We start from the raw sequence: 18627 nt of genomic DNA, 5'->3' as shown, positions 1-18627 counted from the left end.
GTGTAATTACACTTTTGTAAGAGAAGGAACGGAAACATGCGTCGTGTTGTGGTAACTGGAATGGGGGTGGTGTCGCCCGTTGGGACCGGTGTCGACAGGTTCTGGGAGCGGATCACGGAAGGGGCCAACGGCATCCGCCGGATCACACGGTTTGATGCTGCGGATCTTGCCTGTCAGGTTGCCGGTGAAGTGCCCGATGTGTCCGAAGATCCCTATGGGTTTGACGTGGATGCGGTCATGGACCCGAAGGAGCAGCGCCGGACTGACCGGTTCATTCATCTTGCCATGGCGGCAACGGGCGAAGCGCTTCAAGATGCGGGGTGGGCGCCGCAGACGGACAGCGAGAAAGAACGCACGGGCATAATCATCGGCACGGGGGTTGGCGGATTTCCGGCGATGACCGCCGGAACCCGGCTTGTGGACGAAAAAGGCCCGCGCCGTGCGTCGCCCTTTCTGGTGCCGTCCTTCCTGGCAAACCTTGCCGCTGGCCAGATTTCCATCCGCTTTGGCCTGAAGGGCCCGCTTGGGGCCCCGGTGACGGCCTGTGCGGCCAGCCTGCAGGCCATTGGAGATGCGGCCCGGCTGATCCGCGCCGGTGAGGCCGATGTGATGGTCACCGGCGGCAGCGAGGCCTGTTTGGACCGGGTTTCCTATGCCGGGTTCTGCGCCGCGAAGGCCATGTCGTCCAAGCGCAACGAGGCCCCGGACGGAGCCTCGCGTCCGTTTGATCAGGACCGGGACGGCTTTGTCATGGGGGAAGGGGCTGGAACCCTCATTCTGGAGGAATACGACCACGCCAGGGCACGCGGGGCCACCATCCTTGCAGAGCTCACTGGGTACGGCACATCGGCCGATGCATATCATGTGACCGCCTCGTCTCCGGACGGGGAGGGAGGCTTGAGGGCCATGAAACAGGCCCTGAAATCCGCCGGTCTGGCTGCCTCGGAGATCGGCTACGTCAATGCGCATTCCACCTCGACACCTGTTGGGGATGCAGCCGAAATCGCGGCATTGACCACACTGTTTGAGGGGCGGGGCAAGGATCTTGCCGTATCCTCCTCCAAATCGATGTTTGGGCATCTTCTGGGAGCGGCCGGGGCGGTTGAGGCAGTCGCCTGCATTCAAGCGCTCCGTACCGGACATCTGCCACCGTCGCGCAACCTGACCAGCCCTGATGAGGCAATTGCCGGTTTCGAACTGGTGCCGGATACGGCGATCAAACGCGATGTCAGCCATATCCTGACCAATGGCTTCGGGTTCGGTGGTGTGAATGCCAGCGCGGTCTTCTCAAGGATATGACATGGGGCGGCGGTCAACCGGGAAGGGGGCGGAGCGGAGAACCGGGAAAAGCGCATTTGGCGCGGAACGGGGTCATCCACGGGCGTGACCGGAGGCTCAATCCCGATCAGATTCCAAAAAACTTGCTCAAATCAATAATCCCATATATGAGAAAAATCTCATTTATAGGTGATTTATGTCGATTGAAGAAGATTTGGCCCGGCGGCTTTCGGACCTGCGCCAGGCGCGTGAGTGGTCGCTGGAAGACCTGGCGCAAAAAAGTGGGCTGAGCCGGGCGACCCTATCCCGGATCGAGCGGACGGAGACCAGCCCGACCGCCGTTGCGCTCGGCCAGCTGGCAAAGGCCTTTCATCTGTCCATGGCGGATCTCTTCGGGGTCGATCGGCCTGCCCACAAGGCTTCGCTCAGGCCCTCGGATCAAACCATCTGGACCGATCCGGACACCGGATTCCGCCGCAGAAGCCTCTCGCCCGCCGCCAGCGGCTTTCGCGGCAGTGTCATTGAGGGGTTCCTGCCGGGCGGAGCTGTCATTTCTTATGCAGCTCCGCCGCTGCCCGATCTGGAACATCATCTTGTTCTTCTGGAAGGCGCATTGGCGGTCACACTCGGACCGGACCGGTACGAGCTTGCGGCTGGAGACGTTCTGCGCTTCCGGCTGAATGCCCCCAATTCCTATCATGCGCCTGGGCCGAAGCCGGCCCGCTACATTCTGACGGTGATTACGCCATGACCGCTGAGACTTTCCCGCCCGCACCGCCCGTAGTATACCTTCTAAGCGATCGCCAAGCCTACAGCGCCGTTCCAGGCCTTGCCAGGCTCCTGATCGCCTGTCTCGAGGATGGGGCTGGTATAGGCTTTGTCCTGCCCTTGAGTGTCGAGGATGCAGAGGCGTTTTGGCGGGCCAAATGTGAGGAACTGACGTCCGGGCAAAGTTTCATGATGGTGGCGAGGCAAGGCGCGGATATTGCCGGGGTGGTCATGTTATGTCTCGCACCCCAGCAAAACGGCAGCCACCGGGCGGATGTTGCCAAGCTGATGGTCCATCCGGATCACCGCCGGAAGGGCCTTGCCCGCAAATTGATGGCCGCCGTTGACGATCTGGCGCGCGCGCAGACCCGCTGGCTGCTGGTCCTGGATACGGTCACCGGGGACAGCGCGGAAAGCCTTTATCCCACCTGCGGCTATCAAAAAGCCGGGATCATCCCCGACTATGCCTATGGCAGTCACGGCCAGCTGGATGCAACGACGATTTTCTACAAGGATCTGCGATAGGCAAAAGTATGGCCTTGATCAGATCACTGCCCGGCATCCGGTTCACCGTCCCAGTATCCCACGGTCATATCGGCTGAGACCCACTTCCGGAAAGCGGGCAGGTCGCCACTTTCGGATAAGTCCCGGAAAGGGGCGGCCTTTGCCATGACACCGATCTTGTTGCTGTCCGGATACACAAAGACATCAGCTTCGTCGAGTGCTGAGAGCGCTAGATACCGAAGCTCGGTCTCACCTGTATTGTCGATCTGGAACGGAATGCCGGTCCCAGCTTGAATATGGATGATATCCATCGGCTTGAGCGGATGGTCTTCGTCGCCATAATGGAGCGTTCCCGTACCTTCGAGAACGATGAACATTTCATCATTGATGTAATGAAAATGCCGCGGCCAGGCGGCTTTGCCTGCGGGGACGATGGTGATGTTAATCCCGAGTTTCTCTGTGCCAAGCGCCCGTCCGATGAACCCAAAACGGGCCTGAAATTTGCCGCGTTCCGGATTTTCATCACAATATTCGGGCTTTGCGAGGACATCCTGGATATTCAAAACAGGTTTATGCGTCATGGTCTGTTCCCTTAAATAGTACGCTTTCAGAACAGGCTTACGCTAATGGAGTTTTTTGATGGCCGTTTGTCGGAAGGATTGCTGGTGTCACAAGCCCCTGTGGCGCCGCTCTCCCCCGTTTGTCATCCCGGACGCAGCGCAGCGGAGATCCGGGAACCACTCGTTCGCAGAGCATGCAACGTTTCGAAAGACACTTCGGCAAGCGGACATGAGAGTAGGTCCCGGCTCAAGGCCGGGATGACATGTGGTGGGTGTTGGGAGGCCCAGAGCAGCGAACACGGGCAAGGTTCCCCGGCTCAACGCCGGGCATGCGGCTCAGGGCAGGGAGGAAACACGGGAGGGAGGCAGCCCCCTGCTCATCCCTCATTGAGCATTTCCAGCTCAAGCCACTGTTCTTCCATGGCGTCTTTTTGTGTTGTCAGATCAGTGATTTGCGCGGATAACTTGGCAAATTTGTCAGGGTTCTTCGCATAAAGCTGCGGATCGTTCATCTCGGCCTGAAGCGCTTCAAGCTTTGCTTCAAGTTTCTCAATGTCCTCCGGCAGCGTTTTTAAGAGATGCTGTTGCGTGAAGCTGAGTTTGGATTTTTTCTTCGGCTTGTCGTCGGAAAGCGTTGAGGCAGAAGCCTTTTCTTTTTTTGGAGCTGATTTTTCCACCTTGCGGGCGGTCACGCCTTCACCGCGCTGGGCCAGCATGTCGGTATAGCCGCCGGCATATTCCCGCCAGAAGCCCTTTCCTTCCGACACGATTACGGAAGTGGCGACCCTGTCCAGGAAATCACGGTCGTGGGAGACGATCAGCGCCGTGCCCTGATAGTCGGCCAGAAGCTCCTGCAGGAGATCGAGGGTCTCAAGGTCGAGATCGTTGGTTGGCTCGTCGAGCACCATCAGGTTGGAGCGGTTGGCGAGGGCACGGGCCAGCATGGCGCGGGCCCGCTCGCCGCCGGACAAAACGCCAACGGGAGTACGGGCCTGTTCGGGCGCAAACAGGAAGTCCTTCATGTAGGACATCACGTGTTTGCTCTCATCGCCAATATGAACGAGATCGCCGCTGCCGCCGGTCAGGACCGATGACAGCGTATCGTTGAGATCGAGGTTTTCCCGCTTCTGGTCGAGGGTCACCATCTCCAGGTTGGTGCCAAGACGGGTCGACCCTGTGTCGGGAACAAGTTCGCCGGTCAGCATCTTCAAGAGGGTCGTTTTGCCAGCGCCATTCGGCCCCACAAGCCCGATCCGGTCCCCGCGCTGAATGCGGCTGGAAAAGCCCTTGACGATGTCCCGCCCGCCATAGGTCTTGGAGATGTCCTTGGCTTCGATCACCAGCTTGCCGGAGGCGTCGGTTTCGGTGGCGGCAAGCTTTGCCGTTCCCTGCGGCCCGCGGTGCTCGCGCTTTTGCTTCCTTAAGTCGGCCAGTTCGCGCACCCGGCGCATGTTGCGTTTGCGCCGGGCGGTTACGCCATAGGTCATCCAGTGTTCTTCGCGCTTGATCTTCTGCGCGAGCTTGTGCTGGTCGGCTTCTTCCTGCTCGAAGATCTCATCGCGCCAGCTTTCGAAATGCCCGAAACCGCGCTCCATGCGCCGCGCCTTGCCCCGGTCGATCCAGACGGTTGCCCGGGACAGATTTTCAAGAAACCTGCGGTCGTGCGAGATGAGCACGATTGCCGATTTCAGGCTTTTCAGCTCGTCTTCCAGCCACTCGATGGCCGGAAGGTCAAGGTGGTTGGTCGGCTCGTCCAGAAGCAGGATGTCCGGTTCTGGTGCCAGAGTGCGTGCCAGGGCGGCCCGCCGGGCTTCCCCGCCGGACAGCGCCTTCGGGTCTTCCTTGCCGGTCAGCCCGAGCACTTCCAGAAGATAGGCACCGCGATAAGGATCATCGCCTTCTGTCAGACCTTCATTCACATAATCAAGGACGGAGGCGTAAGGCGACAGATCCGGATCCTGCGGCAAGTAGCGGATGGTCCGTCCCGGCTGAAAGAAGCGCTCGCCGGTGTCCATTTCGATCATGCCGGCGGCAATCTTCAAGAGGGTCGACTTGCCCGAACCATTGCGTCCGACAAGACAAATCCGCTCGCCCTCGGAAACGGATAACTCCGCTCCGGTGAGGAGGGGCGTGCCGCCAAAGGTCAAATGAACATCACGGAGTGTGAGGAGCGGAGGAGGGGCCATGAGTGCTTTCAGATGAATGAGGAATTCGGCCGGAGATTTACTGGTCCGGGCGCCGGGGCGCAAGCAGGCGTGAGGCCACCGGATCACATTTCCGGGTGCTGCCGAGATTTCCTCTCATTTCTGAGCTATAGTGGTGGTGTGGACAGGGGCTTGTTGCAGTGATTGTTTGAGGAGACATCACAAATGCCCGGCATTCGGTATTCGAACGGACTTCAGGGTCAAATCCGGTTTCTGGCGCGTGGCATGACCGGAGCGGCGGCTGTGCTTAGCGTGATCGCCGGACTTTTCATGGTCAGCCTTCCGGCAAGCAGCCCGGCCAAGGCAGACAGCATTCATATCGGGACGAATGGATTTGGCTTCGTCGTCGGATCACGCGGCTACCGCGGATCCTTCTATTACGGCCCCAGATATTACTATGGCCGCCCCTACCGTCCTTACGCGGGCCGTTACTATTATCCCCGCTATCATGGGCCGGTTTATCCGTACCGCTACCGTGTTTACGTGAACCCGCCGCGGTATCACGGCCAGCCCCAGCGCGTGCCCTACACCAAGACCGGTCTTGCGCCGTTCACACCGCAGTGGGTTGCCTATTGCTCGCGCAAGTTCAAGTCGTTCAATCCGAACACGGGCATGTATCTGGCCTATAGCGGAAAGTATCGTTTCTGCCGGTGATCACGAAAGATAATTTCTTTTCTCTGCGTGGAAAAGTTGAAATCTCAGTAAAAATACGGAAAATTTTTCCGCGCACTCGGGTCAATTCGCAAAAACATCGCCTTTTTACGGCAATCGTCGGAACGTGCCGTTGCGGAGCGCTTGATCGGGCGTGCGGAGCATGGAATCTATTGGTGTATCGTTTCTTTACTACACCAATAACCCTAGAGGGGAGAACGATATGTTCAAGTCCATGCGCGTGACTGCGCTTGCGGCTGCTCTTATGGCTGCTACATCTCTTACCGCCATGGCCGAGGTGGTCTACCATCGCGGCAATACCGGCGATCCTGAAACGCTCGATCAGCACAAGACCTCCACCGTCTACGAAGCGCACATTCTGCGCGACCTTTATGAGGGTCTGGTCTCCTACAATGCCAAAGGTGAGGTAATCCCGGGCGTTGCAGAAAGCTGGGCCGTCTCTGACGACGGAACCGTCTACACCTTCACCTTGCGCGAAAACGCCAAGTGGTCCAATGGTGATCCCGTAACAGCGGGCGACTTCGTTTATTCTCTCCGCCGGATCATGAACCCGGAAACGGGTGCGAAATACGCAAACATTCTTTATCCGATCAAAAATGCGGAAGCGGTCAACACGGGCGACATGGCCAGTGAAGAACTGGCAGTCAAAGCGATTGACGACCGGACGCTTGAAATCGCGCTGGAAGCGCCGACCCCTTACTTTATCGACCTTCTCGGCCACCAGACCGGTCTTCCGGTGCATCCGGCAACGGTGGATGCCCATGGCTCCGATTTCGTGAAGCCTGAGAACATCGTCACCAACGGGCCGTTCACACTGGCGGAGTTCACGCCGAACGCTCAGTTGAAAGCGACGAAGAACCCGCATTTCCATGACGCGGCCAATGTGCAGATCGACACGGTCATCTTCTACCCGACCGAAGACCGTGGCGCGGCGCTCCGCCGCTTCCAGGCTGGTGAACTGCATACCTACAATGACGCGCCGACCGAGCAGGTCGCGTTCATGAAGGAAGAACTGGGCGACCAGTTCCGCGTGGCGCCATATCTTGGCAACTACTACTACGCGCTCAACCATGAAGATGAAGCCCTGAGCAACCCGGATGTGCGCCGGGCGCTTTCCATGGCGATCGACCGCGAGTTCCTAGCAGAGGAAATCTGGGGCAGCGTCATGGTGCCGGCTTATTCCTTCGTTCCGCCTGGAATTGGCAACTACGGTGAGCCGGCTTATGCGGAGTACAAGGACATGTCCTTGATCGACCGCGAAGATAAGGCCATCGAACTTCTGGATTCGGCCGGTTACTCTCAGGACAATCCGCTGAAGCTGGAGATCCGCTACAACACATCGGAAAACCACAAGAACACGGCTGTTGCGATTGCCGACATGTGGAAGCCGCTGGGTGTCGAGATTTCTATGCTCAACACCGATGTCGCCACGCACTATGCGCATCTGCGTGACCGGGGTGACTTTGATGTGGCACGTGCGGGCTGGATCGGCGACTACTCCGATCCGCAGAACTTCCTGTTCATGGTTGAATCCGACAATGACGGCTTCAACTACGCCCGTTACAACAATCCGGAATATGATGCGCTGATGGACGAAGCGGCTCAGACCGTGGATCTTGAAAAGCGCGCTCAGATCCTGCAACAGGCCGAAGCCCTGTTCATGCGTGATCTGCCGTTCATCCCGCTGATGTATTACGGCTCGATGAACCTCGTTTCCGACAAGGTCAGTGGCTTTGAAGACAACCTTCAAAACATTCACCCGACCCGTTGGATGAGCATCTCCGAGTAAACATGAAAATCGAAATTGGCGGCGGCGGGTTTTCCGCCGCTGCCGGTTTTGCAAGGTGGCGGCCCGGACGGCTCAAGACCACCGTTCAATCAGAAGGGCAAGCTGATGACCCGCTATGTGCTCGGTCGATTGCTAGGTGCAATCCCGACGATATTCCTGATCGTGACGATTTCGTTCTTCCTGATCCGTGTGGCTCCCGGCGGTCCGTTCGACCTTGAACGCCCGCTCGAGGCGAAGGTGATGGAAAACCTCAACAAGATTTACCACCTGGATGAGCCGCTCTGGACGCAGTACCTGTTGTACCTGCAGTCCATCTCCCAGCTGGATTTCGGGCCGAGCTTCTATTTCCGTGATTTCACGATCAACGAACTTTTCGCAGCCAGCCTGCCGATCTCCATCCAGCTGGGCTTGAGCGCATTGGCGCTGGCGCTGGTGGTTGGCGGCATGCTAGGCGTGGCCGCAGCGCTGCGTCAGAATGGCCCGGCTGACTATTCCGTCATGGCGGCCGCGACTTTGGGCGTGACCATTCCGAACTTTGTTGTCGCGCCGGTGCTAACGCTACTGCTGGGGGTCTGGCTTGGCTGGCTTCCCGTAGGGGGCTGGGGGGACGGGGCCTTCGTCAACAAGATCCTGCCTGTGGTGACGTTGGCGCTGCCGCAGATTGCGGTGATCGCGCGCCTGACCCGGGGATCGATGATCGAGGCGCTGCGGTCCAACCATGTGCGCACTGCCCGGGCATATGGCTTGCGCAGTTACCTTGTCATTGTGGTGCATGCCCTGCGCGGTGCCATTCTTCCCGTTGTCTCCTACATGGGCCCGGCCGCCGCTGCGCTGCTTACGGGCTCCGTTGTGGTTGAGACCATTTTCGGGATCCCGGGGATTGGCCGTTACTTCGTCCAAGGCGCGCTCAACCGTGACTACACACTGGTGATGGGCACTGTTGTCGTCGTCGCCTGCTTCGTCATTATCTTCAACCTGGTCGTGGATCTGCTTTATGCGCTGCTTGATCCGCGCGTGCGCTACGACTGAGGACCTGAACCATGTCTGTAACGACACCCGATATTGTCGCTGCGCCGCAAAGGGGACGGTCGCTCTGGGATGATGCCCGCGACCGGCTTCTGGCGAACAAGGCAGCCGTTGCGAGCATGATCGTGCTTGCGGCCATTGCGCTCCTGTCCGTTTTCGGGCCGATCCTGTCACCCCACAACTTCGACACGGTTTACCGGGACTACGTGAAGGTTCCGGCAAGCCTGGAAGCCTATCCGAAAGCCGATCAGGTTCAGCCGGCCTTTGAAGCGCTGGTCAAACGGGCCCGCCTCAATCTTGAAAGTTACGAGCGTGTTGGGGATCAAGTGGTGGTGGAGGTCACATCGCGGCGCGCCATCGATCCGCGCTCCGTGCGCTACATCGACCGCAGCGACATGTTCAAGAACGCGGCTCTGACTGATCTCGCAGATGAAGACAAGCGCGGGACACTGACGGCCGACATCAACTATCTGCATTTTTACTTCGGCACGGACGCCAATGGCCGGGACCTGATGACCCGGACCTTTATCGCCGGCCGGATCTCCTTGACCATCGGTCTGCTCGCCACTGTGGTGGCCATCAGCATCGGCGTGATCTACGGCGCAACTTCCGGCTATCTTGGCGGGCGGGTTGACCAGCTCATGATGCGGGTCGTCGACATTCTGTACTCGCTGCCCTTCATCTTCTTCGTGATCATGCTTGTGGTGTTTTTCGGCCGGAACTTCGTTCTGATGTTCATTGCGGTTGGGGCCGTTGAATGGCTTGATATGGCCAGGATCGTGCGCGGACAAACGCTGAGCATCAAGCGGCAGGAATATGTGCAGGCGGCCGAGGCCATGGGCGTGAGTGACGGCGGTATCGTGCGCCGGCACATTATCCCGAACACGCTTGGACCCGTGGTCGTTTACATGACCCTGCTGGTGCCGAAGGTGATCCTGCTGGAGAGCTTCCTGTCTTTCCTCGGACTTGGGATCCAGGAGCCCATGACAAGCTGGGGGGTTCTGATTTCCGAAGGCGCCAGAAACCTTCAGGGTTCTGCCTGGATGCTGATCTTCCCGTCCATCTTCCTGACATCGACGCTGTTTGCGCTGAACTTCATCGGCGACGGATTGCGCGATGCCCTGGATCCCAAAGACCGGTAAGGAGAGGACGATGACAGACAAACAGACAAGACGCGTCCTCGACATCAAGAACCTGAAGGTCGACTTCGAGACCAACACGGGGACTGTGAATGCGGTGCGCGGCGTCGACATTCATGTCAATGCGGGCGAGACCGTTGCCATCGTTGGCGAAAGCGGATCCGGCAAAAGCCAGACCATGATGGCAGCCATGGGGCTTCTTGCCTCAAACGGGCGGACCGAAGGCGAGGTTGTTTATGAAAATGGCAACATTCTGGGCCTGTCCATCCGCCGCCTGAACCAGATCCGCGGCAAGAAGATCACCATGATCTTCCAGGAGCCGATGACCTCGCTCGACCCGCTCTACACAATCGGCCGGCAGCTGGCCGAACCGATGGTGGAGCACGGCGGATTGACCTGGAAACAGGCCCAGGCAAAAGCGCTGGACCTACTCAAGCTGGTGAACATCCCGGAGCCTGAGCGCAAGATCAAGGCATTTCCCTATGAGATGTCCGGCGGCCAAAGGCAGCGCGTGATGATCGCCATGGCGCTTGCCAATGATCCGGATGTCCTCATCGCAGACGAGCCGACGACAGCTCTTGATGTGACGACGCAGGCGCAGATCCTGGACCTTCTGGCCGAGTTGCAGAAGCGGCTCGGCATGGCGGTAATCTTTATCACCCACGATCTTGGGATCGTGCGCAAGATCGCCGACCGGGTCTATGTCATGAAAACCGGGGAGGTCGTCGAACAAGGCGAAACCCGGCGGATCTTCACCCAGCCCGAACATGCTTACACCAGGATGTTGCTCGATGCGGAGCCTACCGGCCATAAACCACCGGTTCCGGACACCGCACCGGTTCTTCTGGAGGCGCAAAAGGTGAAGGTGGAGTTTGAGCTGGAGAACGGGTTTCTTCAGCCCAAGCACATCTTGCGCGCGGTCGACAACATCAGTTTTGCCCTGCGCAAGGGACAAACGCTCGGCATTGTCGGCGAAAGCGGCTCGGGCAAGTCAACCCTTGGGCGGGCGGTCCTGAACCTGTTGCCGGCAAGCGGCAGGGTGGTGTTTCAGGGCCAGCAGATCTCCGGCAAGGACCGGGGGGCGATGCGTGCCCTGCGCAAGGACATGCAGCTGATCTTTCAGGATCCCTTCGGTTCGCTGAGCCCGCGCATGACTGTCGGGCAGATCATCTCGGAAGGCCTTCTGGTTCATGAACCTTCCCTGACTGCGAAAGACCGTGACGCCCGGGCTTGCCAGGCTTTAGAGGAAGTCTCGCTCGATCCGTCCATGCGCAACCGCTATCCGCACGAATTCTCCGGCGGCCAGCGCCAGCGGATCGCCATTGCGCGGACAATGGTCTTGAAGCCCGAACTTGTAGTGCTCGATGAGCCGACATCGGCGCTGGACCGGACCATTCAGAAGCAGGTTGTGGAGCTCTTGCGGGATCTGCAGAAGACCTACGGCCTGACCTACCTGTTCATCAGCCATGACCTTGCCGTGGTGCGTGCCCTTTCCGATACGGTCATGGTCATGAAGAAAGGGCAGGTGGTCGAGGCCGGTCCGGTCGAAGCCATCTTTGAGGCGCCGCAGGATGCCTATACCAAGGAGCTGATCGGTGCTGCCATGCTGACCCAGCGCCAGATGATGGAATCGGCCTAGAGCATCGGGCGTTTAGATTGAAACGCCCAAAGATGCTCGATCACTGCATATTCGATCAGCTTTGGGCGGTTAATCGGGTCCGATTTATCGCCCGCCGATCTGACGCAAATTCCATCTGATCAGATTTGACTTTGGCTGCACGACTGCCAAACAAACGAAAGCCCGCCGGCCGGCCGGCTTTCCCTTTAGATAAGTCCGGTTTGGTCTACCCGGCAGAGCGGACAAGGCTAGGGGCGTCGGCGCTGCCCTGATCCAGGTTCCGGCCAAGCGTTGCCATGTTTTCTCCATAGACATGCGGCGCCAGGCGGACAGCGCTTGAAAGGATGTGTGACCGGACAGCTGCGACGGCGCCTGTTTTATCCCCATCCTCCAGCGCATCGAAGATCGCATCATGTGGCGTGACCATTGGAGTGGTCCAGGCACTTTCACCGCGTGGACGCGGCAGCATGATTTGCTGGAGCTGCATGATCGTGCGGGTCAGGATCGGCTCGAGTACCGGGAGACCGGCATGTTCGAACAGCTTGGTGTGCAGCTGGCGGTCAATCTCGGCCGCGCCAAAAACATCGCGCCTTGCACGGCAGGCTTCGAATTCGGTGCCGAGTTGGCGAAGCGTTGCGATCTCGGAGGCCTGTATCCGCTCGACAGATTGCATCACCCCAGCCGTCTCCAGGTCGATCCGGATCGTCAGGAGCAGTGCCGCCTCGACCGGGGTCGGGTTCGTGACGAATGTCCCCTGATACCCCTTGCGCACCACGAGCCCGTATTCCTGCAATAGCATCAGGGCTTCCCGGATGGTGCTTTGGGAGCACTCATATTCCTGCGCCAACGCCTGTTCGGTAATCGGGCTGTCCGCTGTGAGGCCGCCCGTTAAAATCTTGCGTTTCAGATCTTGATAGACTGTGCTGGATTTCGTCGCACGCTTCTGCGGCGTTGCGGTTTGCGGTTTTGCTGTGTCCGCGAGCCCCTGCATCATTCCGTTGCTGCCCCCCATAGCACCCTTCGTCAGATGACAGCGCGTGATGTGACCGGCAGCCCTCTCCGCCGGTCGCATGCTTGATCAGAACCGCTTCACGATTGGAAGGGTCGATGGGGCGCTGTCAAAGTCCGCAGCCATTTGTTTTTGCGATGGACGGGCCCGGGGCAATGTGTGAGCCACTGATGCCGGGCAAATGTTTTTAGTATCTCGTGTCGCTTATATGGCTGCTAAAACTAACAATGCGTGCATTGTCCCATTCCTGACAGCATTTGCAATTGCTATTTCCAAACGGTCGGTAACAAATTCGCGATGTCGCGTAATCGTGATCAGAACTCCAGGGCAGTTGGCGCGCGTTTTGCGCGGCCAACATGGTCATGCGGCTGCGGTTTCCAGTGCAGACAGCCAGTTCTTGTAGGCCAGCTTCCCGATCACGGAATCGCTGAACCCCCGCTCGGAGAAAGTCTCCAATAACCGAGGTAAACCAGTGACATCGGCCAGATCCTTCGGCGGCAGGCAGCCGTCAAAATCGGACCCGAGAGCAACGTGATCTTCGCCGAGGCGGTCGATCAGGTAGGCAGCATGGTCCGCGATGACATCAATTGGCGTATCGCGGTTATAGGCACCGTCCGGCCGCAGGAACGCGATATGGAAATTGATACCTACCAGACCGCCGCTCTCCTTGATGGCATCAAGCTGCTTGTCGGTCAGGTTGCGGCTGCTGGCACAAATCGCATGCGCATTAGAATGACTCGCGATGATTGGCCGGTCGGTAATGCGCGCAACGTCCCAAAATCCCTTTTCGTTCAAATGGGACGTGTCCAGAAGAATACCGAGCCTGTTACAGGCACGCACCAGATCCCGTCCGGCTTCTGTCAGGCCTGGGCCGATATCCGGCGACGCCGGATGATCCATCGGCACGCCGTAACCGAAAATGTTCTCACGGCTCCAGACCGGGCCTAAAGACCGGAGGCCCCGTTTGTAGAGGTCTTCAAGCACATAGAACTCGTCATCGATGGCCTCGGCACCTTCAATATGGAGGCTGACGGCCATTTGTCCGGTCTTGATGGCATCGCGCAGCTCTTCCGGCGATTTGCAGATTTTGAAACCGCCCTCGGATTCGCCGGCAAGAAGCTCTGCCTTCTCAATCATCCTGTATGTGAAGCTTAAGGCGTCCTTCTGCGGCACGGGCCGGTAGCTGTTGGGGTCCTTCGGATTGAACGGTTTTGAAAAGTCCTGATTGGGATCCGAAGGAACGAAAAGGGCAAACAGTCCTCCGGCAAATCCGCCATCCTGCGCGCGCTCGAAGTCCAGATGCCCCTTCGTGGAGCGTTCGAAAAAGCTGCGCGGTTTCTTTTGAATGTCCTCAATGACAAGCTTCAAAAGGGTGTCGTTATGTCCGTCAAAAACAGGGATGGACTGGGAGTTTTCGAAATGGGGCACGAATTGTCCTTGAATACTTTTCGCCGGAAACGGGCATGCGTTGAAGACTTGTCACACTCAGCGGCAATTGTGGTCAGGAATTGGCGGAAAGGAAGTGATTTCCACCGAATGTGACTTGCAAGTTGCCGGGAGCTGTCTCAAGAAGAGGCGGACTTTCTGGAGGCTGCATGACGCGCAAATTGTTTTTGACCGGTTCGGGTGAGACTGCTGTCCAAAGCACACTAAGCCGCCGGACGCTGCTTGGCGGCGGACTGGCTTTGACCGCTGCCGCCCTGAGTGGCTGTCAAACCATGGAACTTGTCGGGCTGCCGGACCAGCCGGATTTGCCGGGAGAGGATTTCGACTACGCCTCAGCCTATGCAGCTTTGCCGGATGGCGACTACACTTGGCCTGCGATCAACTACAAGAAGTTCGACCAAAAATATTGGCGCCAGGTGGTGGAGTATGACTCCCGCCAAAAGCCGGGAACGATCATTGTCGATCCTTACGACAACTTTCTGTACTGGACGTTGTCGCGCAAACAGGCGCTGCGCTATGGCATTGGTGTCGGCCGGGCCGGTTTTGCGTGGTCGGGTGATGCCAAGGTCCGCGTCAAGCGTGTCCACCCGATCTGGCGCCCTCCACGGGAAATGATTGCCCGCAGGCCGTCCCTTGAACGCTACTGGGAAAAAGGCTTCCCGGCTGGGCTCAGAAACCCGCTCGGAGCTAGGGCCATGGACCTGTGGCAAGGCGCGACAGACACGCTCTACCGGGTTCACGGTACCAACCAGCCGAACTCCATTGGCAAAAGCGTCTCTTCGGGCTGCATCCGTATGTGGCAGCAAGACGTGATCGATTTGTTCAACCGCGTGCCGCTGCGCACGGACGTCATCGTTCTGACCGAAGAGCAGTCGCAGAAAAACAAGCCGGCGGAAGGCTGACCGCTAACGCTTAAGCATTGGCGGTAAATCGGGTCCGATTTATCGCCCGCGGATCTATATCGGCGGCTTCGAAGCCTTCTCAGGGTTTTGGAGCTGCGAGAGCGACGTCATAGAAGACAGCGGTGAAGTGGCAGATGGCAGCCGCCAGAACGAACGCGTGCCAGATCGCGTTCTGGAACTTCAGGTTCTTCCACGCATAAAACACCGTCCCGCAGGTGTAGAGCAGACCGCCTGCGACAATCATCCAGAAGCCGAAGGCCGACGCGTTGTCGAAGAGCGGTTTGATGAAGAAAACGACAACCCACCCAAGTCCGAGGCAGATCGGCACTGTCAGCCGGTCAAGACCTTGAAGGTTCAAGAGTTTGACGATCGCGCCGGTCAGTGCCCCGGTCCAGACGATGGCAAGCAGAATTCCGCCGGTCCAGCCCCCGATGATAACGGCTGTCAACGGTGTGTAGGTTCCCGCAATCATCAGGAAGATCGCGGCATGGTCCAGCCGGCGCAGAACGCCCGTTTTGTTGTCCTTGGCGATCATGTTGTAGAGCGCGGAGCATACCAGCATGGCCATCAGACAGGCGGCATAAATCAGTACGCTGATTTGACGGGCGGGATCGCCTGCATCCCAAAGCGTAGCGCCGAGGATGATTGTGGCCGCGATACCAAGGCCGATCCCGATTACATGAACTGTTCCGTCTGCGATGAGCTCGGCAAAGGTCTGGGATCTGGCCTTCAAGTCTTGTCCTTTCTGGAATTTACATGCCGCGACTCGAGCGCAGCACCGGTGTGATTCAGCACGACCGTATCACGCATATCTGGCGCGGGACACCGCGTGCTCTCACCGCTGTCGTTTCTTGCAAGGGCGCCGGTTGCAGTTATCCCAAGGACCGGCCGCCTTGCTCTCAAGCGGCAGACTTGATTAAACGGTGGGGTCAAGCTGCCGGTTCCGGCACGCGCGTTTCTCCATGGCGATACCAGGTCACATGAGCAATCATCTTTTTGACACCCTTACCGCTTTCATCCCCTCTTTGGACAAGGTCTTTTTGACAACCGGCGACGGTGTCACAATGACCTATGCACAGGTTCTGAAAAGATCGGCGCAATATGCAGGTGCCGTCAAAAAGCTGGGACTGAAGCCGGGCGGCCGGGTCGCTGTTCAGGTGGAAAAGACACCGGATGCCCTGATGCTCTATCTCGGCACCATTCGGGCAGGAGGCGTGTTTCTGCCGCTGAATACAGCCTATACCCCGGCGGAAGTCGCTTACTTTCTGGAAGATGCCGAGCCTGTGGTGTTCGTCTGCGATTCGAAGAATGAAGCTGCTCTCAGCGATATCGCGGCGCGCACCGGCGCCGTTCTGCAAACGCTTTGCGCGGCCGGAACCGGTCCACTGGCGAGCCTTGCAGACAGCATGCCGGAGCAGTTCGAAAACTGCCCGCGGGAGGACGATGACCTTGCCGCAATTTTGTACACGTCCGGAACCACCGGGCGCTCCAAGGGTGCCATGCTCAGCCATGCCAATCTGGCCTCCAATTCCCAAACCCTTGCAAAGTATTGGCGGTTTACCGAAGACGATGTCCTTCTGCACGCCTTGCCGATCTTCCATACGCACGGGCTCTTCGTTGCTACAAACTGTCTGATGATGGCGGGCGGTTCGCTCCTGTTTCTTCCGAAATTCGATCTGGAGGCCGTCTTGCGCCTCTTGCCGGGAGCCACAAGCATGATGGGCGTTCCAACTTTCTATGCGCGCCTATTGGGGTCTGAGGCCTTCACCCGTGATCTTGTCCGTCATTTCCGCGTGTTCATTTCCGGATCGGCACCTCTTTCGGCAGAAGTGCACAAGGCGTTTGAACACCGCACGGGTCATAAGATCCTGGAGCGTTACGGCATGACGGAAACCAACATGAACACGTCCAATCCCTATGACGGCGACCGGCGTCCGGGAACGGTCGGTTTTCCGCTGCCAGGTGTGGGACTGAGAATTGCCGATCCGAAGACAGGCCGCGAGGTTGCGCAGGGCGACGTCGGCATCATCGAGGTGAAAGGTCCGAACGTCTTTCAAGGCTACTGGCGCATGCCGGAAAAGACCGCTCAGGAGTTCCGGGCCGACGGATATTTCATCACCGGAGACATGGCGCGGATGGATACAGACGGCTATGTCTCGATTGTCGGCCGGGAGAAGGATCTGATCATCACCGGCGGCTTCAATGTATATCCCGCCGAAGTCGAAACTCTGCTGGATGAAATCGATGGGGTGGCAGAAAGCGCCGTGATTGGCGTGCCTCATGCTGATTTTGGAGAAGGCGTGGTGGCCGTGCTTGCGCCGGACCCGGGTGCAACGCCGGATGAGGCGTTCATTCTCGCTGCCCTGTCCAGCAAGCTTGCAAAGTTCAAGCAGCCCAAAAAAGTGCATGTTCTGGACCATCTGCCGCGCAACACCATGGGCAAGATCCAGAAAAAGGTTCTGCGTGACCAATACAAGGGCGACTTTGAAGGACTGTAGCAGTTGGGTTCGGGCACCCCGCCCGATGGCTAAAGCGGCAGCTGCCATAATAAGCACTTGGACGCAGGCGCCCTTGTTTACCGCAGTCCAGTCCTGACAGGCTCTCTTATACCGCTGCCAGCGCGCCGGATAGTTATCGTCTATTCATAGCATTTATCGCCACATGCTGTGACCGCGAGGGCGCTATCCAGATTGCCGGAAGCACCGCAGGCCTAAGCCAGTTGTCTGGAATGCCGGCGCCATCGAACCCCTTCCTTGACCAGCGCGGCCTTTACCCGAACGCAGGTCGGCCCGGTTTCACCGCTGCGCTTCATCTGTCTAATCGAGCAGTTCCAAGTCACCGTCCCGGCCTTCAGCCCGTTTCGGAGCAGGGGAAGGGCGCTTGTTGCCTGCCCCGAAACGGGGAAGTGAACGCGCAAATATCTCGCGATAATAATTCTCGTAAACAAGTATCTTGATATAAAGATAAAGAGTGGCTATCTACGGCTGGACAGTTTCGGTCCGGACGGGCCGCGAGATAAAAAGGAGAAATCTCATGCCAGCACGCCACTCAGAATTTCCTGTCGATCATTTGTTTTTGAACCGCTGGTCGCCCCGCAGTTTCGATGGATCAACCATGCCGGAGGCGGATTTGCTGACCATTCTGGAAGCCGCCCGCTGGGCACCGTCTGCCTTCAATGTGCAGCCGTGGCGGTTCGTCTATTCCCGGCGCGACGACAGCACCTGGAGTTCCTTTTATTCATTGCTGGATGACTTCAATGGCAGCTGGGCGCATGGCGCATCTGCCCTGGTGTTTTTGTTTTCAGACAAGGAAGTCGATGGCGTGAAGGAGAACGGGACCATTCCAAATGCGTTTCACTCCTTCGATGCGGGAACGGCCTGGGGACAGGCTGCACTGCAGGCGAGCCTTCTCGGCTATCACGCGCATGCAGTTGCAGGCCTTGCCCGGGACCGGGTGCATGAGACATTGGGTGTTCCCGGGCGCTACAAGGCAGAGGTTGCAATCTTGATCGGCCGCAGGGGACCGGTCGGAGCATTGTCTTCTGAACTCCAGAAACAAGAACGGCCGAGTGAGAGGAAGTCCTTGAACGAAATCGCGTTCCAGGGCGCCTTTAACGCGCCTGAATTTGCGTGACCGCAGGTTGAGTGCGCTGGGCGGTGTGACAATGTGCGCCGCCCGCGTGCGTGCAATCCGGCTATGGTCAAACCTAGGA

At 58.4% G+C, this 18627-nt stretch carries 16 protein-coding genes; 11 read left to right on the top strand and 5 right to left on the bottom strand.

All coding sequences use genetic code 11. The features are described 5' to 3' along the window. The first annotated feature begins 36 nt into the window (after positions 1–36). The 3 genes from fabF to E1180_RS16540 all read left to right on the top strand — a co-directional run bounded on the left by fabF (position 37) and on the right by E1180_RS16540 (position 2571). Complete coding sequence (gene fabF, locus E1180_RS16550) at positions 37–1299, top strand: beta-ketoacyl-ACP synthase II (protein ID WP_155192702.1); 1263 nt, start codon at positions 37–39, stop codon at positions 1297–1299. 175 nt (positions 1300–1474) lie between these two features. Further along, the gene (locus E1180_RS16545) at positions 1475–2029 is read left to right on the top strand and encodes a helix-turn-helix domain-containing protein (RefSeq protein WP_155192700.1); all 555 of its coding nucleotides are present in this window, start codon (positions 1475–1477) and stop codon (positions 2027–2029) included. Continuing rightward, positions 2026–2571, top strand: a complete 546-nt coding sequence (locus tag E1180_RS16540) for a GNAT family N-acetyltransferase (protein ID WP_155192698.1) — start codon at positions 2026–2028, stop codon at positions 2569–2571. The genes E1180_RS16545 and E1180_RS16540 overlap by 4 nt, the downstream gene beginning before the upstream one ends. Before the next feature lie 23 nt (positions 2572–2594). On the opposite strand, the gene E1180_RS16535 is transcribed toward E1180_RS16540, so the two are convergent. Together E1180_RS16535 and E1180_RS16530 are read right to left on the bottom strand one after the other, a co-directional pair. Beyond that, positions 2595–3131 carry a cupin domain-containing protein gene (locus tag E1180_RS16535; protein WP_155192695.1) on the bottom strand — a complete coding sequence of 179 codons (537 nt, stop codon included), beginning with the start codon at positions 3129–3131 and terminating at the stop codon, positions 2595–2597. A 356-nt stretch (positions 3132–3487) separates the two neighbouring features. Beyond that, a complete protein-coding gene (locus E1180_RS16530; protein ID WP_155192693.1) occupies positions 3488–5296 on the bottom strand; it encodes an ABC-F family ATP-binding cassette domain-containing protein in 1809 nt (602 codons plus the stop codon). A 183-nt stretch (positions 5297–5479) separates the two neighbouring features. Here E1180_RS16530 and E1180_RS16525 point away from each other — a divergent pair, with 183 nt between their 5' ends. From E1180_RS16525 to E1180_RS16505, 5 genes are all read left to right on the top strand, one after another. Continuing rightward, a complete protein-coding gene (locus E1180_RS16525; RefSeq protein WP_208997193.1) occupies positions 5480–5968 on the top strand; it encodes a BA14K family protein in 489 nt (162 codons plus the stop codon). A 220-nt stretch (positions 5969–6188) separates the two neighbouring features. Further along, on the top strand, positions 6189–7775 hold the full coding sequence (locus E1180_RS16520; protein WP_155192691.1) for a peptide ABC transporter substrate-binding protein: 1587 nt from the start codon (positions 6189–6191) through the stop codon (positions 7773–7775). A gap of 105 nt (positions 7776–7880) precedes the next feature. Next, the gene (gene oppB, locus E1180_RS16515) at positions 7881–8804 is read left to right on the top strand and encodes an oligopeptide ABC transporter permease OppB (RefSeq protein ID WP_155192689.1); all 924 of its coding nucleotides are present in this window, start codon (positions 7881–7883) and stop codon (positions 8802–8804) included. Positions 8805–8815: 11 nt separating this feature from the next. Further along, entirely contained in the window at positions 8816–9943 is a 1128-nt protein-coding gene (locus E1180_RS16510; RefSeq protein ID WP_155192687.1) for an ABC transporter permease subunit, read from the top strand. A 10-nt stretch (positions 9944–9953) separates the two neighbouring features. Beyond that, positions 9954–11579, top strand: coding sequence for an ABC transporter ATP-binding protein (locus E1180_RS16505; RefSeq protein WP_196220628.1), 1626 nt, complete (start codon positions 9954–9956; stop codon positions 11577–11579). A gap of 205 nt (positions 11580–11784) precedes the next feature. Here E1180_RS16505 and E1180_RS16500 read toward each other — a convergent pair whose 3' ends face one another. Both E1180_RS16500 and E1180_RS16495 read right to left on the bottom strand, forming a co-directional pair. Next, positions 11785–12570 (bottom strand): GntR family transcriptional regulator, encoded by a 786-nt coding sequence (locus E1180_RS16500; protein ID WP_196220627.1) that lies wholly within the window; start codon positions 12568–12570, stop codon positions 11785–11787. Positions 12571–12927: 357 nt separating this feature from the next. After that, entirely contained in the window at positions 12928–13995 is a 1068-nt protein-coding gene (locus E1180_RS16495) for a dipeptidase (protein ID WP_283404548.1), read from the bottom strand. A 167-nt stretch (positions 13996–14162) separates the two neighbouring features. On the opposite strand from E1180_RS16495, the gene E1180_RS16490 reads away from it, so the two are divergent. Further along, the gene (locus E1180_RS16490) at positions 14163–14915 is read left to right on the top strand and encodes a L,D-transpeptidase (RefSeq protein ID WP_155192680.1); all 753 of its coding nucleotides are present in this window, start codon (positions 14163–14165) and stop codon (positions 14913–14915) included. Between the two features lie 79 nt (positions 14916–14994). On the opposite strand, the gene trhA is transcribed toward E1180_RS16490, so the two are convergent. Continuing rightward, positions 14995–15648, bottom strand: a complete 654-nt coding sequence (trhA, locus tag E1180_RS16485) for a PAQR family membrane homeostasis protein TrhA (protein ID WP_155192677.1) — start codon at positions 15646–15648, stop codon at positions 14995–14997. Positions 15649–15895: 247 nt separating this feature from the next. Here trhA and E1180_RS16480 point away from each other — a divergent pair, with 247 nt between their 5' ends. Together E1180_RS16480 and E1180_RS16475 are read left to right on the top strand one after the other, a co-directional pair. Beyond that, positions 15896–17413 carry a malonate--CoA ligase gene (locus tag E1180_RS16480; protein ID WP_155192674.1) on the top strand — a complete coding sequence of 506 codons (1518 nt, stop codon included), beginning with the start codon at positions 15896–15898 and terminating at the stop codon, positions 17411–17413. Positions 17414–17948: 535 nt separating this feature from the next. Next, a complete protein-coding gene (locus E1180_RS16475; protein ID WP_155192672.1) occupies positions 17949–18548 on the top strand; it encodes a nitroreductase family protein in 600 nt (199 codons plus the stop codon). Positions 18549–18627 lie beyond the last annotated feature (79 nt).

The organism is Roseibium denhamense, from assembly GCF_009711415.1.
Classification (GTDB): Bacteria; Pseudomonadota; Alphaproteobacteria; order Rhizobiales; family Stappiaceae; genus Roseibium; species Roseibium denhamense.
The sequence above is the reverse complement of the archived record's forward strand: the minus strand, read 5'-3'. Positions and strand labels throughout refer to the sequence as shown.

Excerpts from the sequence above, each read along its gene's own strand:
- fabF (WP_155192702.1), top strand. The coding sequence starts at position 37 with ATGCGTCGTGTTGTGGTAACTGGAATGGGGGTGGTGTCGCCCGTTGGG.
- E1180_RS16545 (WP_155192700.1), top strand. The coding sequence starts at position 1,475 with ATGTCGATTGAAGAAGATTTGGCCCGGCGGCTTTCGGACCTGCGCCAG.
- E1180_RS16540 (WP_155192698.1), top strand. The coding sequence starts at position 2,026 with ATGACCGCTGAGACTTTCCCGCCCGCACCGCCCGTAGTATACCTTCTA.
- E1180_RS16535 (WP_155192695.1), bottom strand. The coding sequence starts at position 3,131 with ATGACGCATAAACCTGTTTTGAATATCCAGGATGTCCTCGCAAAGCCC.
- E1180_RS16530 (WP_155192693.1), bottom strand. The coding sequence starts at position 5,296 with ATGGCCCCTCCTCCGCTCCTCACACTCCGTGATGTTCATTTGACCTTT.
- E1180_RS16525 (WP_208997193.1), top strand. The coding sequence starts at position 5,480 with ATGCCCGGCATTCGGTATTCGAACGGACTTCAGGGTCAAATCCGGTTT.
- E1180_RS16520 (WP_155192691.1), top strand. The coding sequence starts at position 6,189 with ATGTTCAAGTCCATGCGCGTGACTGCGCTTGCGGCTGCTCTTATGGCT.
- oppB (WP_155192689.1), top strand. The coding sequence starts at position 7,881 with ATGACCCGCTATGTGCTCGGTCGATTGCTAGGTGCAATCCCGACGATA.
- E1180_RS16510 (WP_155192687.1), top strand. The coding sequence starts at position 8,816 with ATGTCTGTAACGACACCCGATATTGTCGCTGCGCCGCAAAGGGGACGG.
- E1180_RS16505 (WP_196220628.1), top strand. The coding sequence starts at position 9,954 with ATGACAGACAAACAGACAAGACGCGTCCTCGACATCAAGAACCTGAAG.
- E1180_RS16500 (WP_196220627.1), bottom strand. The coding sequence starts at position 12,570 with ATGGGGGGCAGCAACGGAATGATGCAGGGGCTCGCGGACACAGCAAAA.
- E1180_RS16490 (WP_155192680.1), top strand. The coding sequence starts at position 14,163 with ATGACGCGCAAATTGTTTTTGACCGGTTCGGGTGAGACTGCTGTCCAA.
- E1180_RS16480 (WP_155192674.1), top strand. The coding sequence starts at position 15,896 with ATGAGCAATCATCTTTTTGACACCCTTACCGCTTTCATCCCCTCTTTG.
- E1180_RS16475 (WP_155192672.1), top strand. The coding sequence starts at position 17,949 with ATGCCAGCACGCCACTCAGAATTTCCTGTCGATCATTTGTTTTTGAAC.